This is a genomic window from Bacillus sp. FSL L8-0199, assembly GCF_038005705.1.
GTDB lineage: Bacteria > Bacillota > Bacilli > Bacillales > Bacillaceae_G > Bacillus_A > Bacillus_A cereus.
In genome coordinates this window covers 1,995,442-2,010,998 of record NZ_JBBOTS010000001.1, presented here as the reverse complement: position 1 = coordinate 2,010,998, position 15,557 = coordinate 1,995,442, and the positions used below count along the sequence as shown (strand labels likewise).

Genomic DNA, 15,557 nt, shown 5'->3' with positions numbered 1-15,557 from the left:
TTTCTTAGTTAAAATAGTAATTACCTTTGGACAAACGTTTTTTAGGGGACGTTTGTTCTTTTTATTGTAGTTCTGTTCTTTTATTTCACAAGCAATCTATGAAGAAAATAAATGGTGTTTGCAACTTGTAAACAAATAAATTTCATGACAAGTGTAACATTACGAGCAACTCTTTCTATTCAGTTTTTATATTGGATATTCATTCAACCAAATTAGCGCTTGTTCATAATCATCAAAAAACTCCACGGATTCTTTTGTATTGGATTGTTGTAAATACTTCAGTATCTCTCCTTCTTCAAGAAGAAATGCAATTGCCTTACTATGATTCAAAATGGTTTCATTGAAGAACTTATCTTTCCATACTTTTTGAACAGAAAAATGATTTGGGGTATACCCTTTTCTATCCACCAACAATTTGTATTTCCGACCCTCAGAAATAAATTGCTGACAAACCTGCTCAAAATCATTAAACCATTCATACACATCCTCTGTATTAATCTGGCCAATTAGATGGGTAACAATCAAATCTCCTGAAACTATTGTGCTGATATTCTGTTTACTCAACTTTTAATCATCTCCCTTAGTGGCAATTATGCATAAAATTCTTACTTGACACTCCCACCCCATCGCTATCACCCTAAGCTCATATAACTTTAATTATAAGCGAGATTGTGTCTTTTTTTCGCAAGTCTATATGTAAATACTTTAAAGATTTCCATACGAAATAAACCCTAATAAGTTTCTTTTTTTGAATTAAGTCACTAGATTTTGAAACATGGTACAATTGTAAACGACACCCAATATATGAAAGACTGCTTTCTTCTCATATCTATAGGACTTCTGTCCATCATTTACCGCCTCAAATCTTTTCGTTTTTGCACGTATATTCAAAACAAAATATATGATAAATAAATAACGACAGTTACTGTAATAATGCTGAAAATTGTTGAAAATAAAACGATTTGTGCATGTAATTCAGGCTCTATTTGATATTCCATAGCAATGGTTGATGTATTTCTTGAAGTAGGAAAAGAACTTGCAATAAATAATGATTGTGCAACAATTCCATCAATGTTTAAGAGATAGATCATGGAAAGTGCTAATAATGGCCCCATCAGTAACCTTCCAATTAAAGACCATGTTATGACTCTATGGAAAAAATTAAGCTTAATGTTGGCTAATTGTGCTCCTAGCAATATGAGTGCTATGGCAACAAAACTATTCGCAAGCTGATTAAGAGGTAGAAAGATAGAATTAGGTATTTGAATTGTAAACGATTGAAAGAGAACCCCTAGTACGAGCGCATGAAATACAGGCAGTCTTATAAATGATTGAATAATACCTCCGATTGTTTTTGTTGCTGATAGTAAGTTATATATCCCATATGAATAAGTTAAAAGATTCTGGAAAATCACAATAAAAATCTGAATGGAAACCCCCACTGGATTGTGACTGAAAATCAATTGACTTACTGGTAACCCATAATTACCGGAATTCATTAACGAAATGCTATTTTTTAGAGCTGCACTTTCTCCTTTTTCTAACTTTAATGTTTTTGAAATGAAATGACTTACTATGATCAGACTCAGACTATAAAGCATTAAATAGTATATTATTTGGAGCAACAAACCTGTCTCTATACTAATATCATATATATTCACAAATACAGCCGCTGGCATTAAGCAATAAGTAATAAGTGTAGAAAGCTGCTTTAAGTTAAATTGGAACTTTCTTTGTAAGATTGCACCAATTAGCATTAATATTAATATTGGTAATATTACGTCTAGTATAATAAAAACAAACATGTAAAACCTCATTCTAAATATATTTTAGTTGGATTAAACACTTTACTAAATATGAATCACATTTAATCAGTCGGAAAACCCCTTCAATTCTCAATAATCAGAAAAACTTAAACCAATAATATGAAAATGTGCATCAAAAATTCTTATTTCATTTCCCTCTCCTCTCTTTTCTTTAACATACCAAATATAACTCATAAAGAAAATTATGGATTATTTATACAAATTCATAATTTTATCTTATTGACCTAAACTATCTTCTTTATTTTAAGTATACTTTTTCACAATATCCATTAACCTTACCAAAAAATTTGGCCCTAAAAAAATCTGATAATGCAGTTACTATGCGAAGGATACTTGCATCAATCCTATACTTGTCGCTTAAACTACCTAACACACCTGATACTTGTTTATCTTGAGTGGACTTATATTTTTTTCATCTAAACATCCCGATTCAATTAAATATTTGCATTCTAAAAATGAGTTCGATCTTTAGAATAGATTTAAGATTTCCTTAATTAATCTGCCCTTTAATTGAATAACTTTTGACATCTTCATTTTAAAAGCACATTCTTATAGAAAACAAGCGTTTATTGAGAGATCAATAAAAACATGTTGAAGCCTATTACTAAAAGAACCATCCCAAAATACTTTGGGATGGTTCTTTTTCCTTATTAATGATTCTTTAACATCACTAACAGCTTTTCTTGACTATACATCCACACTGTAATGATTAAACAAGCAAGTGCGACTTCTGATAATGCCATAAATCCAATTGCATAATGGCCTGTTAGTTGGAATAGTAATGTTAAAATTAGGGGCGGGAAGAACCCTCCTAGTCCGCCTAAAGCTGAAACGAGTCCATTTACAATACCTGCTTGTTCTGAGAAGTACATTGGAACGAGTTTAAAGATTGTACCATTACCAATGCCTGCACAAAATGCGACTAGTAAGCAACCAAATGTATACACGTTCATACTAGGCATGAATGATAAAATAATACCTGAAAGTGTTAAACCGATAAATACGAAGATTAATATTTTAAATGGATTAAACTTATCTCCGAGCCAACCACCAATCGGACGCATAATTGTTGCGAGTACGATGAATCCTGCAGTTCGCATACCAGCATCTACTTTCTCTAATCCGAAGTGAGATACTAAAAAGTTTGGTAAGTATACTGTAAATGCGACAAATGATCCGAATGTTAAAAAGTAAAAGATACATAAAAACCAAAGTTTCTCATTTTTATATACACCTTTTATTTGTTCCATTAATGGTGTATTCACCTTTTTCTCCTTACGATCACCTAATAAAAAGTTCATAAGTGCAAATGCTGCAAGTAAAACTAAATAACATTGTACTGTCGTTCTCCAGCCAACTGAAGTTGCGATAACAGGCGCTAAAAATGAAGTAATTGCTGTTCCGGCGTTACCGACACCGTAAATACCATTTACAAAACCATGACTCTCTTTCGGAAAGTATTTTGGTAAAGAAGTTACTCCTACAGAGAATACAGCACCACCGATTCCTACAAATAATCCACCAATAATTAAATCCATCATAGAATTGGCAACACTAATATAAAAGACAGGAAGTAATAATAGAATAAAACTAATAAAGAATAATTTTCTTGCTCCGAAACGATTTGTCCAATAACCAATTGGAATGCGAAGAACAGAACCTAAAATAACGGGTACTGCTGTGACCATAGAAATTTGCCCCGCAGTTAATGGGATATCCACTTTAATATAAGGCATTAATGATGATAAAATGACCCATACCATAAAACCTATAATTAGATTAGAAGTTTGTAAACTTAATTGAAAATTAGGACTTTTCATCCTGTTCCCTCCTATGTATGCATAGTTATATTCATTCTCTCCAGCCTAATCACGTCGTAACATGATTAGGTCGAAAAGAATCAACCACCACTTACTGGCGGAATCATCGCCACAGTATCACCAGTTTGAATGATGTCATTCTCATTTGCATACTCTTCATTTATAGCTACCATGATTTCATTTGAAATCGCTACGTTGTATTTCTTAATGAGTACCTTCTTTAGTTCAGCAACTGTAATATTTTCACAATCGATTTGTAATGCTGGCTTACTTACTTCTTCTTGTAAATGTGCAAATAATAGTACTTCAATCATATTCTCATCTCCTCTTCAGGCTCACCATTCTCATATGCTACATTCTCTAACTGATCACCAATCCATGATTCACCATCTTTCCAAAATTCTTTCTTCCAAATTGGAACGATTTGTTTTATACGCTCCATAATATATTCGTTCGCCTCATAGGCTGCTTTCCGGTGTGGTGTAGAAACAGCGACGACAACAGCAAGATCAGAAATTTGTAATGTACCAATGCGATGTGTAATGGCGACAAATGTCCCAGGCCACCTCTCTCCTACTTCAGTACCAATTCTCTCAAGTTGTTTTTCTGCCATTGTTTTATATGCTACATACTCTAAATGTAGCGTACGACGTCCTTTCGTAAATTCTCTAACAGTACCAACGAAAGTAGTAACTGCGCCACACTCACGACGAATTACTTTGTTTGTAACTTCCTCAATTGAAATAGGTGTATCAATTACTTCATAATACGTTTGTATCATTTTGCACCTCTTATCTTTGTATAAGTTAGTAATCTATTTTTCTATTATTTGTATGATCGAAGTGGTTCTTCCCAAGGCCACTCACTTCCAGCGTTTGATTCTAATAACAGTACCGAAACAGTTATTCCTGCTTCAAATCCTCTCGTTCCTCCCGGCAGGACGATAAATGCGTTCGCCTCTGCAAGTGAAGAAATTGCACTAGATTTATCTAAACCAACTGGTATAGCTTGCAATGTTCCATCTACAATTTCCACTTTCCCTCTTACAAATCGAGTAAATGGATTTGCTTTCGGAAAGTCTTTTTGTAATATTGCCTCTGCACGAAATACGTGCGGATTTTTCTTATACAAGTATGTTCGAATAACTGGCCGAACAAATAATTCACAACCGACATAGCAAGCAGAAGGATTACCAGATAAACCAAATAGTAGTTTTCCTTCTACCTCAGCTACAGTTGTCACACTTCCTGGTCGCATCGCTATTTTGTTAAAAAGTACATTAGCTTGTAACCTCTTATGAATAGCAGGTAAATAGTCATAATCTCCTACCGAAACGCCACCAGTTGTAATTAAAATATCGACTTCTTTCATCGCTTTTTTTACAGTGTTATAACACGTCTCTAAATCGTCAGCGAATTGCCCATAATACTGTACAACTCCGCCGGCTCGTTCAATTTGAGCAGCAATCATATAAGAGTTACTATTTCGAATCTTTCCTAGCTTTAATTGTTCATGTACTTCAAGCAGTTCGCTTCCTGTCGTTACAATTCCAATAACCGGCTGTTTTATAACATGTACGGAACTATAACCAAACGTAGCAAGAAGCGCTGCTACTCCAGGATTAATAACAGTCCCTTTTTTCACAAGGATGCTATTTTGGTTTACATCTTCTCCTTTAAAAGAAATGTTATCGCCAGAAGAGAAAGAACGTTTTAATACCATATAAATCTTTTCGTTTTCTTCAAATCCTTCCGTTAGCTCTAACATAACAACCGCATTACACCCTTCCGGAATTGCGGCACCTGTCATAATACGGACAGCTTGAAATTCTTTCACTTCTTCTGTAAAAACAAAGCCTGCTCCAATTTCGCCAATTACTTCAAATTGAATGGGGTTACTACTACTCGCTTCTTTTGTATCTTCCGCTCGAATCGCAAACCCGTCGTACGGAGAGCGATCAAAATGCGGAACATCATGATCTGCAATAACATCTTCTCCAAGTGTTCTACCGTAGCTTTCTATAAGAGAAACCTTTTCCATTTCACCTTGGTAGGCATATTTCATTACACGAGCAACTGCTTCTGCTACTGGAATTGGTATACGTTTATCTAACATTCTTTTTTCACCTCGTTTTAATAAGGAAAAAACGATTTTTCTGTTCATCCTATATATTTGGCGTATAATCGTTTTGCTATTTTTACATCATTTGTCCCATGAATAAATGCCCTACCGTCTATAAATAAAACAAAACGATATTCATCAACTAGAAATGATAGTAAGTAAGGCGTTTTTTTAACATGTACACTTTTTTGTAATCGTTTTTGAATTTCGGTTAAATTAAGATTTCTCTTTATTCCTGAACGGATTTGAACTGTATTCCGTCCGCATAACACTTCCGTTTTCATTTGCGCTTCAAATATTAGGCTTGGATACGTTCGTGATTTCCCACAAGAAGGACATGTACTTTTCTTCTGTCTATTTACTTTTAATGAGAGATATTGATTGTTCCAAATATCAAATGACAACATCGTCCCTCTTAATGATTCATAATCACCCACCAATATTTTCATCGCCTCTGTAACTTGGTGAGCAACGACCATTTGTACAGCTGGCTGAATGATTCCGGCTGTATCGCATGCTGCACCGCCCATAGGATGATCCATTAGACAGCGAAAACATGGTGTTTTCCCAGGAAGAATTGTATACGTTACACCGTAACTCCCAATGCATCCGCCATATATCCAAGGTATATTTTCTTTTTGTGAAATGTCATTTATAAGTAGACGCGTATCGAAATTGTCAGTCGCATCTAATATGAGATCCACATCTTTTGTTAACTCTTCTATTTCTCGCATTGTGACATCTGTTACAACTGGTACAATTTCCACTTCAGAATTAATCTTTCTTACATGTTCTGCTGCTGCAATTGCTTTTGGTTTACACTGCTGCGCATCTTCTTCTGTATATAACTGCTGCCGCTGTAAATTACTCCATTCGACGTAGTCACGATCAGCAATTGTCAATTTCCCAATTCCCATCCTAGCAAGTGCTTCTGCATTCGCAGCTCCTAGCGCACCCGCACCGATTAGGAGCACATGCTTTTCTCTTATTTTTCTTTGTCCCATTTCACCAATTCCAGAAAACAACACTTGTCTTGAATAACGCTCTTGCATAAGAAATCCTCCTTTCACTATCCACCAATGTAAGACATTTCAACTTTTGGACGTTTACTTGTATTCTCAACCGTTCTTTCATCTGAATATCGATCTGTTCTATATCGCCATGTATCATTTAAAATTTTTAATAGTGATGCATCAGAAATATTTTCTCGAAGAAGCGTTCGCAAATCCGTTCCTTTCGCTCCAAATAGGCACGTGAAAAACTTGCCGTCTGCCGAAATACGAGCTCTCGTACAAGAAGAACAAAATGACTCAGAAACAGAAGTAATAAATCCAACTTCTGCATTACTCCCTACATATCGATACAATTTCGCAACCTCTCCAAAATAACGAGGCTGAGCGGGCTCAATTGGATATACACGATTAATTTTCTCTATTAATTGTTCCTTCGTAATGACTTCTTCAAAATTCCATCCGTTTGTACTGCCTACATCCATAAACTCAATGAAACGGAGCTGAATTTCTTTTTCTTTAAAATAACGAGCCATATGAAGAATTTGACTATCATTCATCCCTTTTTTTACGACCATATTTACCTTTACTTCTAATCCAGCAGCATTTGCTGCTTCTATTCCTTTCAGTACAGGTTTTGTACTTACATTTCTTCCGTTAATTTTTTTGAAGACATGGTCCTCTATCGCATCTAAACTAATATTTACACGTTTTAATCCCGCGTCTTTTAGCGCCTTAGCTTGTTTTGCTAAATGAATTCCGTTTGTTGTGAGTCCAATGTCTTTTAAGCCTTCTAGATTTGTAAGTCTTGCAATTAATTTCGGTAAGTCTTTACGCAATAAAGGTTCACCGCCAGTAAGCCTAATTTTATTAACTCCCATACTTATAAATAATCTAGCTAACCTTTCTATTTCATTAAATGTTAATAAACACTCTTTCTGTAAAAAAGCATAATCAGGTCCGAACACTTCAGCAGGCATACAATATGTGCACCTAAAATTACAACGATCAATAACTGAAATGCGTAAATCTTGAAGTGGCCGCTTTAAAGAATCTTTCATGTTCTCGTGCATCTATATCCCTTCTTTTCTGCTGCAATCCTTAGTAAGCTTTCATTTTTTTATTTGCCTTCATTATAAAAAAGAAGCTACATATTCAATGTGACTTTTCTCACATCACTTTCCCCATTCAAAAAATTTTCACAAATCCGTTCGCATTTTGTTCACATCTTTAGCCACTCCTCCTTACGGTCATTGAAATTTCAATTTATTTTTAAATAGCTCTTGCATTTTCATCATACTTACACTCAAAATAGGAAATGTATTGCTTATAAGAAGAAAGGTGATCACTGTGGCAAACAGTATGACATTATCTCAAGATTTAAAAGAATTACTTGCATCTGTTGAATATAAAATGCAGATAAAAAAAGGTAGTTTTATTTTTCAAGAAGGTATGGAGGCAACAGAACTCTATATCATTCACTCAGGGAAAGTACAAATTAGTAAACTTAGTGCTGACGGACAAGAATTAACACTTCGAATTTGTTCGGAATATGACATTATTGGAGAATTAACATTGTTCACGGATAATGCAAAATATTTATTAAACTCAAAATGTCTTGAAGATGTTGAAGTAGGTGTAATAAAACGTGAAGCGTTAGAAAAAGCATTACTCCAAAAACCCGCTCTTGTATTTGAATTTATGAAATGGATTAGTGAACATTTAAGAAGAATGCAAACGAAGTTCCGAGATTTAGTATTACACGGCAAAAAAGGTGCCCTGTACTCTACTCTTATACGAATGACAAATAGTTACGGTGTATTAAAAGAAAATGGTATTCTCATCGATTTACCATTAACGAATCAAGAACTCGCTAATTTCTGTGCAACTTCACGTGAAAGTGTAAATCGAATGTTAAATGAATTAAAAAAGCAAGGTACAATTTCAATTCATAAAGGAAAGATTACAATCCACGATTTACAATTTTTAAAATGTGAAATTGCTTGTGAAGATTGCTCTGCTTCTGTTTGTAGCATTGATTAGCATCTTATTTAGATGCTAATCTTTTTTCAATTTAAACTACTTATTAACATTTATTCCCTATGTAAACAAAAACGAGGCCTTCCATATTAGACCTCGTTTCGTTTTAACCATTAGCTCCTATCCGTTTACAGCAGTATTATTTTTTCAACTCATTAGGAATACGTCTTCTGTAAATCACATAACTACGGCTTACATATTTAATTGGGGCACTAAATACATGTACAAGTCTTGTAAATGGCCACACTGCGAAAAGCCCCATCCCTGCGAGAATGTGAATTTTAAACCATATTGGTACTTCCATCATATATTCAACTTTCGGTTGGAAAATAAAGAGACTTCGGAACCAAGGGCCAATCGTTGTACGATAATCAAATCCTTTTGAATCGATATTTAAAAATGTTGAGGAAAGTCCTGCTAGCATTACGATAAGTAATAAAATAAGCGCAATATAATCTCCCTTTGTACTCGTTGCAATGATACGTTTTACAGTTACGCGGCGGTACGTTAATATAATTAAACCGCTAATAGAAGCAACACCTGCCGGAAGCCCAAAACTAATTGCTACTACATGATACATATGCTCAGAAATACCTACTGAACGGTATACAGCTTCTGGAATTAAAATCCCCATAACATGACCGCCAATTACGAACATGATCCCAAAGTGAAATAATAGACTTCCGAGTCGGAGCATTTTCTTTTCTAATAGTTCACTAGATTTTGATGTCCATCCAAATTGATCATAGTTGTATCTAAAAATATGTCCACCGATAAAGATTGCAAAAATGATATAGGGAAACAATACCCATAGAAATTGATCCATCATTTTAACAACTCTCCTTTCTAATTTGTCTGTACACCCCATGTTTCGATAGCGAGTAGAACAGCCGCAAGAATTGGTTCATACATACTGTCTGCTTCTTTTAATTGAACGTGTAACGCTTGTATATTCTCCGTGTATTTACTCATAATTGGTTCACTGTCTATCTCATTTGCATTTGCAAAGAACTCAAGCAATAGCGGTAAATAATCAGGTAATTCTTTATCTGTTACTTCAAAACCAGATTTTTTATAATGCTGTTTTAACTCCAGTAATTCAATACCTCTTTCTCTTTGTTCACCAGTGTTCATATAAGTAAGATACATATTTGTTTTCTTACCAAAATCGAATGTATATACGTAACTATCAATGAGTTGATCATTCGTTTTATCTAGCACTTGCTTTATAAAGGCTGTAAGTGACGCTTTAACGTCTTCCTGTTCTATTGTTTCAACCTCTTCTTGCAATTCAGTTACAGCTTCTCTCCACCCTAGTTCAGGATAGGAGAGAAGAAAAGAAGAACAAGAAAAAGCTGTTTGTAAACTTTGTCTCATAATTTTCTGCCCCCTTTATTTAAGAAATTGTCATACAAGAGCCTGGACCACCTGTGAATGATAAACCACAGCTTCCTTGTTCGCTATATAAATCTGCCACTTGTTCACGGTGAGATGTCGGGATAACGAAGCGATCTTTATATTTCGCAATGGCAAGAAGACGATACATATCTTCTACATCCTGTTTCGTTAAACCAAGTTCTTTTAATACAGCTTCATTTGGCTCTTTATTAATTTGCAGTGCTCTCATATATGTTCGCATAACAGCCATTTTTTTCAATGTAAGACGAATGTGTGATTCATCCCCTGCAGTGAGTAAATTCGCTAAATATTGAATTGGAATACGCATATTATCAATTGCAGGGAAAACCTCTTCTGCTTGCCAGTTACTACCTTTCCCTTCCACCATGTTCATAATTGGGCTAAGCGGAGGGATATACCAAACCATCGGCATTGTACGATACTCCGGGTGAAGAGGCAGAGCAATTTTCCAATCGATAATCATTTTATAGATAGGTGAATGTTGTGCTGCTTTAATCCATTCTTCAGGAATGCCTTGTTTTTTCGCTTCAGCTGCTATTTCTGGATCATTTGGATCTAGGAAAACAGTAAGCTGAGATTCATATAAATCTTTTTCGTCTTCAACAGAAGCTGCTTCTTTTACTTTATCAGCGTCATATAGCATTACTCCAATATACCTGATACGTCCTACACATGTTTCTGAACAAATTGTTGGCATACCAGCTTCAATACGTGGGAAGCACATTGTACATTTTTCAGCTTTATTCGTTTGCCAGTTAAAATACACTTTTTTATATGGACAAGATGATACGCAGAATCTCCATGCGCGACATGCATTTTGATCTACAAGAACAATTCCATCTTCTTCACGCTTATACATCGCACCAGATGGACAAGATGATACGCAAGATGGATTCATACAATGTTCACATATGCGTGGTAAATACATCATAAAGACGTTTTCAAAATCTGTTTTAATTTCTTCTTCCATTTTCTTTACGTTTGGATCTTGCAATCCAGTTATATGTCCGCCTGCTAAGTCATCTTCCCAGTTTGGACCCCATTCAATTTTGTCGATAAATTCGCCTGTAATTGCTGATTTCGGACGAGCAACTGGCTGATGCTTACGCTGCGGACTATTTGTTAACGTTTCATAATCATAGTTCCAAGGTTCAAAGTAATCATCAATCGTTGGTTGATCTGGATTGTGGAAAATATTCATAAGACGTTTCATTTTCGAACCGGATTTTAGCTGAATTTCACCATTTTTCAATTCCCAGCCGCCTTTATATTTCTCCTGATCTTCCCATTGTTTCGGATAACCAATACCTGGTTTCGTTTCTACGTTATTGAAATACATATATTCAGCACCTGGACGATTTGTCCAGGTGTTTTTGCATGTTACGCTACAAGTATGACAGCCGATGCATTTATCTAGGTTCATTACCATTCCGACTTGTGCTTTAATCTTCAAGCCAATCTACCTCCTTCAGTTTACGGATTACAACATTTAAATCACGCTGGTTCCCAGTTGGACCATAATAGTTAAATCCATAACTTAATTGACCATATCCACCAATCATATGTGTCGGTTTTACGTGAATTCGAGTTGGACTATTATGCGTTCCCCCGCGATTACTTGTTAATTTCGTACCAGGTACGTTAATGTGACGATCTTGCGCATGATGCATAAATGCCATTCCTCTCGGTATACGGTGCGTTACAACAGCACGCGCTACAACAACACCGTTACGATTAAAGCACTCAATCCAATCATTATCTGCAACACCCGCTTCAGCAGCGTCCTCTTTATTCATCCAAACAGTTGGACCACCTCTAAATAGCGTTAACATCGGTAATGAATCGAAGTACATACTATGAATCGACCACTTATTATGCGGTGTTAAATAGTTTAATGTAATTTCTTTCCCTTCTACTTCAGGTCGTGATTTACGGAACGGTTTATGTTGCAGAATTGGTTTAAATGTTGCCATCGTCTCACCAAATTCTTTCATCATGTCATGGTCTAAGTAGAAAGATTGTCGACCAGTTATCGTTCTCCAAGGGATGAGACGTTCCACATTTGTTGTAAACGGTGAGTAACGTCGTCCACCTTTTTCTGAACCTGTAAAGGCCGGAGAAGTAATTACTGTTTTCGGTTGTGCTGTAATTTGTTCGAATGTAAAGCATTCTTCTTCACGTTCTTCTGCTAAATCACGTAGTTTTAAATCTGTTTGTTTTTCAAGTGCTTCCCATGCTTTTACTGCCATATGACCGTTTGTTGTAGAAGATAGTGTTAATACCGCTTCAGCAGCATTGATTGCTTCTTTGATGTCTGGACAACCTTTCGCGATAGAATCCGTTCGAACGACTCCTAATTTGCTCTTTAATTGCTCATACTCTTTTTCTGCTGACCAAGAAATCCCTTTCGTACCAATCGGTTGTTTTCCGGCATTTGGTCCAAGCGCAGTCATTTTATCATAAATCGTTTTATAATCCCTTTCAACAACGTGAATTTGTGGCATCGTTTTACCCGGGATTGGTTCACATTCACCTTTACTCCAATCTTTAATCTTGCCAAGTGGTTGCGCTAATTCTTGCGGTGTATCATGAAGAAGTGGTGTTGCAACAACTTCTTTCATTGATTCAAGATCAATTTTCTTCGCTAAATCTGACACAGCTTTAGAAAGTGAAGTGAAAATATCCCAGTCAGAGCGCGCTTCCCACGGTGAACCGATTGCCGGATTAAATGGATGTACAAATGGATGCATATCTGTACTGCTTAAATCGTGTTTTTCGTACCAAGTTGAAGCAGGTAAGACGATATCAGAATACAGTGCTGTTCCAGCCATACGGAAATCTAAATTAATGAGTAAATCAAGCTTCCCTTCTGGCGCTTCTTCATGCCACTTTATTTCTTCTGGTCGTAATGAATCACTGTCGTCATTCATTAACCCGTTTGTTGTACCTAATAAATGTTTTAAGAAATATTCATGTCCTTTACCAGAACTCGAAATTAAATTTGCACGCCATACGAATAAGTTGCGCGGGAAGTTGTTTTTGTTATCAGGATCTTCAATTGCGAATTTCAGTTCTTTTTCTTTTAGTTTTTGCGCAACGTATTTTCCGATTTCTTCTTGCGTTGTTGCACCAGCAGCAACAGCCTCTTTATATAATTCAATTCCATTTTTCTCGAATGTTGGATAAGAAGGTAACCAGCCAAGTCGTGCAGCTAATACGTTGTAATCACCGTGATGTTGATAACGAGAGTTACCTTCAACTGGTGATGCTAAATGTCCAACAGGTGTATCTTCATAACGCCATTGATCTGTTACGAAATAGAAGAAGGATGTACCGTTTTGTAATTTCGGTGGACCTTGCCAATCTTTTGCCATCGCGATTGTTTGCCATCCTTCTGCTGGTCTTAATTTTTCTTGACCAACATAATGAGCCCAACCACCGCCGTTTACACCTTGTGCTCCAACGAGAAGAACAAGATTTAAAACGGCGCGATAAATCGTATCAGAGTTAAACCAATGGTTAATACCTGCTCCAACAATTATCATTGAGCGACCATTCGTATCAACAGCATTTTGTGCGAACTCACGAGCAATTTGAATAATAAGCTCACGTTTTACACCTGTCATTTTCTCTTGCCATGCAGGTGTAAACGGTATGTCATCATTGAAGTCTTTTGGTCCTTGTCCGCCAAGCCCTCGGTTCACACCGTAATTTGCTAACGTTAAGTCGTATACAGTTGTAACGAACAATTCGCCCTCTTCTGTCATAACCTTTTTCACTGGAATCGTACGTTCTAATATTTTGTTTCCATCATCAGAGAAGTACGGAATTTGTACAGTTTGAACACTATCCTCCATTCCAAGTAAAGAAAGACGTGGATCAATCTTTTCACCTGTTTCTTCATCTTCTAAACGCAAGTTCCATTTCTTTTCATTATCCCAACGTGATCCCATTGTGCCGTGAGGTGTTGCAAAATCATTCGTATTCTCGTTCCAAAGAACAGGTTTCCATTCCCCTAACTTCGTTTCTCGTCCAATATCAGAAGCATTTAAGAACCGATCAGCAACGAATTGATCTCCTTTTTGTTTCAATGTGACGAAGAAAGGAAAATCAGTATATTGCTTCGCATAATTTGTGAAATATTCCACTTGATTATCTACGTAAAATTCTTGTAAGATTACGTGCCCCATTGCCATCGCAAGTGCACCGTCTGTACCTTGTTTCACACTAATCCAATCATCCGCAAACTTTGTTGATTCAGCGAAATCAGGACTGACAGAAACGACTTTCGTTCCTTTATATCGAACCTCTGCTAAAAAGTGTGCATCTGGTGTTCTCGTCATTGGTACATTTGAACCCCATGTCATAATGTAACCAGAGTTATACCAGTCACTACTTTCTGGTACATCTGTTTGATCGCCCCAAATTTGAGGAGAAGCTGGTGGTAAATCCGCATACCAATCATAGAAGCTAAGCATCGGTCCACCCATAAGTTGCATAAAGCGACTACCAGCAGCATGACTTAACATCGACATAGCTGGAATTGGTGAAAAGCCAACATTTCGGTCTGGACCGTATTTCATTACTGTGTACAGTAAAGAAGCTGAAACGAGTTGTAACACTTCATCCCAATTCGTACGAATGAATCCCCCTTTACCACGCGCCTGCTTATACGTACGTGCCTTTTCACGGTTTTCCACAATGCTTTTCCAAGCCTCTAATGGTGACTCGTTATTTTGCAATTCTTCTTGCCACATATTCCAAAGAACACCACGTACATACGGGTATTTCACACGAAGTGGACTATAAATGTACCAAGAAAAGCTTGCTCCACGTGGGCATCCTCGCGGTTCAAAATCTGGCATATCAGGACCTGTAGTCGGATAGTTAAGCTCCTGCCCTTCCCAAGTTACAATTCCATCTTTCACATATATATTCCAGCTACATGAACCAGTACAGTTCACGCCGTGTGTAGAACGAATTACTTTATCATGCTGCCAACGCTTTCTGTACACATTTTCCCATTCGCGATCTTCATATGTTTCTTGTGTATGATTATCGTTATAACGATCTATTGGTGAAAAATATTTTAAACGTCTCATTAGTGCTGAAGTTTTTTTCTTCATACTGTTCACTCCTTTAATACGTCTCTCTTACATACCCTTACTATAAGAGAGGTTGTAAAATACAGATGTGACATTTCGCACAGTTCAAGAGATTGTCAAAAATTCCGGAAAAAATATAAAAAAGTGAACATCTAATCAGTGTGGAGGGCTCACATCCTTCACTGACTGTTAAATTACTTCCTTGCTTCTAGCAAA

Annotated in this window: 13 protein-coding genes and 1 pseudogene; 1 reads left to right on the top strand and 13 read right to left on the bottom strand. The window is 36.3% G+C overall.

Going from position 1 to position 15,557, the window contains the following annotated elements; all coding sequences use genetic code 11:
• Positions 1–186: 186 nt before the first annotated feature.
• From NST86_RS10495 to moaA, 9 genes and pseudogenes are all read right to left on the bottom strand, one after another.
• Entirely contained in the window at positions 187–564 is a 378-nt protein-coding gene (locus NST86_RS10495; RefSeq protein ID WP_000043362.1) for an STAS/SEC14 domain-containing protein, read from the bottom strand.
• Positions 565–887: 323 nt separating this feature from the next.
• Complete coding sequence (locus NST86_RS10490; protein WP_086424314.1) at positions 888–1,805, bottom strand: AEC family transporter; 918 nt, start codon at positions 1,803–1,805, stop codon at positions 888–890.
• 304 nt (positions 1,806–2,109) lie between these two features.
• Positions 2,110–2,238: pseudogene (locus NST86_RS10485) on the bottom strand (PspC domain-containing protein); the annotation flags it as partial.
• A gap of 238 nt (positions 2,239–2,476) precedes the next feature.
• Positions 2,477–3,646, bottom strand: coding sequence for a nitrate transporter NarK (gene narK, locus NST86_RS10480; RefSeq protein ID WP_000841857.1), 1,170 nt, complete (start codon positions 3,644–3,646; stop codon positions 2,477–2,479).
• Positions 3,647–3,726: 80 nt separating this feature from the next.
• Positions 3,727–3,960 (bottom strand): molybdopterin converting factor subunit 1, encoded by a 234-nt coding sequence (gene moaD, locus NST86_RS10475; RefSeq protein WP_000573682.1) that lies wholly within the window; start codon positions 3,958–3,960, stop codon positions 3,727–3,729.
• Positions 3,957–4,427: a molybdenum cofactor biosynthesis protein MoaE gene (locus NST86_RS10470; RefSeq protein WP_340933670.1), complete on the bottom strand. Its 471-nt coding sequence runs from the start codon at positions 4,425–4,427 to the stop codon at positions 3,957–3,959. The genes moaD and NST86_RS10470 overlap by 4 nt, the downstream gene beginning before the upstream one ends.
• 44 nt (positions 4,428–4,471) lie before the next feature.
• The gene (locus NST86_RS10465) at positions 4,472–5,761 is read right to left on the bottom strand and encodes a molybdopterin molybdotransferase MoeA (protein WP_000884820.1); all 1,290 of its coding nucleotides are present in this window, start codon (positions 5,759–5,761) and stop codon (positions 4,472–4,474) included.
• Between the two features lie 44 nt (positions 5,762–5,805).
• Positions 5,806–6,819 carry a molybdopterin-synthase adenylyltransferase MoeB gene (locus NST86_RS10460; RefSeq protein ID WP_086424315.1) on the bottom strand — a complete coding sequence of 338 codons (1,014 nt, stop codon included), beginning with the start codon at positions 6,817–6,819 and terminating at the stop codon, positions 5,806–5,808.
• 17 nt (positions 6,820–6,836) lie between these two features.
• Entirely contained in the window at positions 6,837–7,850 is a 1,014-nt protein-coding gene (gene moaA, locus NST86_RS10455; protein WP_000545033.1) for a GTP 3',8-cyclase MoaA, read from the bottom strand.
• A 277-nt stretch (positions 7,851–8,127) separates the two neighbouring features.
• Here moaA and NST86_RS10450 point away from each other — a divergent pair, with 277 nt between their 5' ends.
• Positions 8,128–8,820, top strand: a complete 693-nt coding sequence (locus NST86_RS10450) for a Crp/Fnr family transcriptional regulator (RefSeq protein ID WP_000013866.1) — start codon at positions 8,128–8,130, stop codon at positions 8,818–8,820.
• A 136-nt stretch (positions 8,821–8,956) separates the two neighbouring features.
• On the opposite strand, the gene narI is transcribed toward NST86_RS10450, so the two are convergent.
• From narI to NST86_RS10430, 4 genes are read right to left on the bottom strand one after another with little or no spacing between them, the layout of a single operon-like run.
• Entirely contained in the window at positions 8,957–9,646 is a 690-nt protein-coding gene (narI, locus tag NST86_RS10445) for a respiratory nitrate reductase subunit gamma (RefSeq protein ID WP_000969222.1), read from the bottom strand.
• 17 nt (positions 9,647–9,663) lie between these two features.
• Entirely contained in the window at positions 9,664–10,194 is a 531-nt protein-coding gene (gene narJ, locus NST86_RS10440; RefSeq protein ID WP_001249924.1) for a nitrate reductase molybdenum cofactor assembly chaperone, read from the bottom strand.
• 19 nt (positions 10,195–10,213) lie between these two features.
• Complete coding sequence (gene narH, locus NST86_RS10435) at positions 10,214–11,689, bottom strand: nitrate reductase subunit beta (RefSeq protein ID WP_000692662.1); 1,476 nt, start codon at positions 11,687–11,689, stop codon at positions 10,214–10,216.
• Positions 11,679–15,362, bottom strand: coding sequence for a nitrate reductase subunit alpha (locus tag NST86_RS10430; RefSeq protein ID WP_000730784.1), 3,684 nt, complete (start codon positions 15,360–15,362; stop codon positions 11,679–11,681). The genes narH and NST86_RS10430 overlap by 11 nt, the downstream gene beginning before the upstream one ends.
• Between the last annotated feature and the right edge of the window lie 195 nt (positions 15,363–15,557).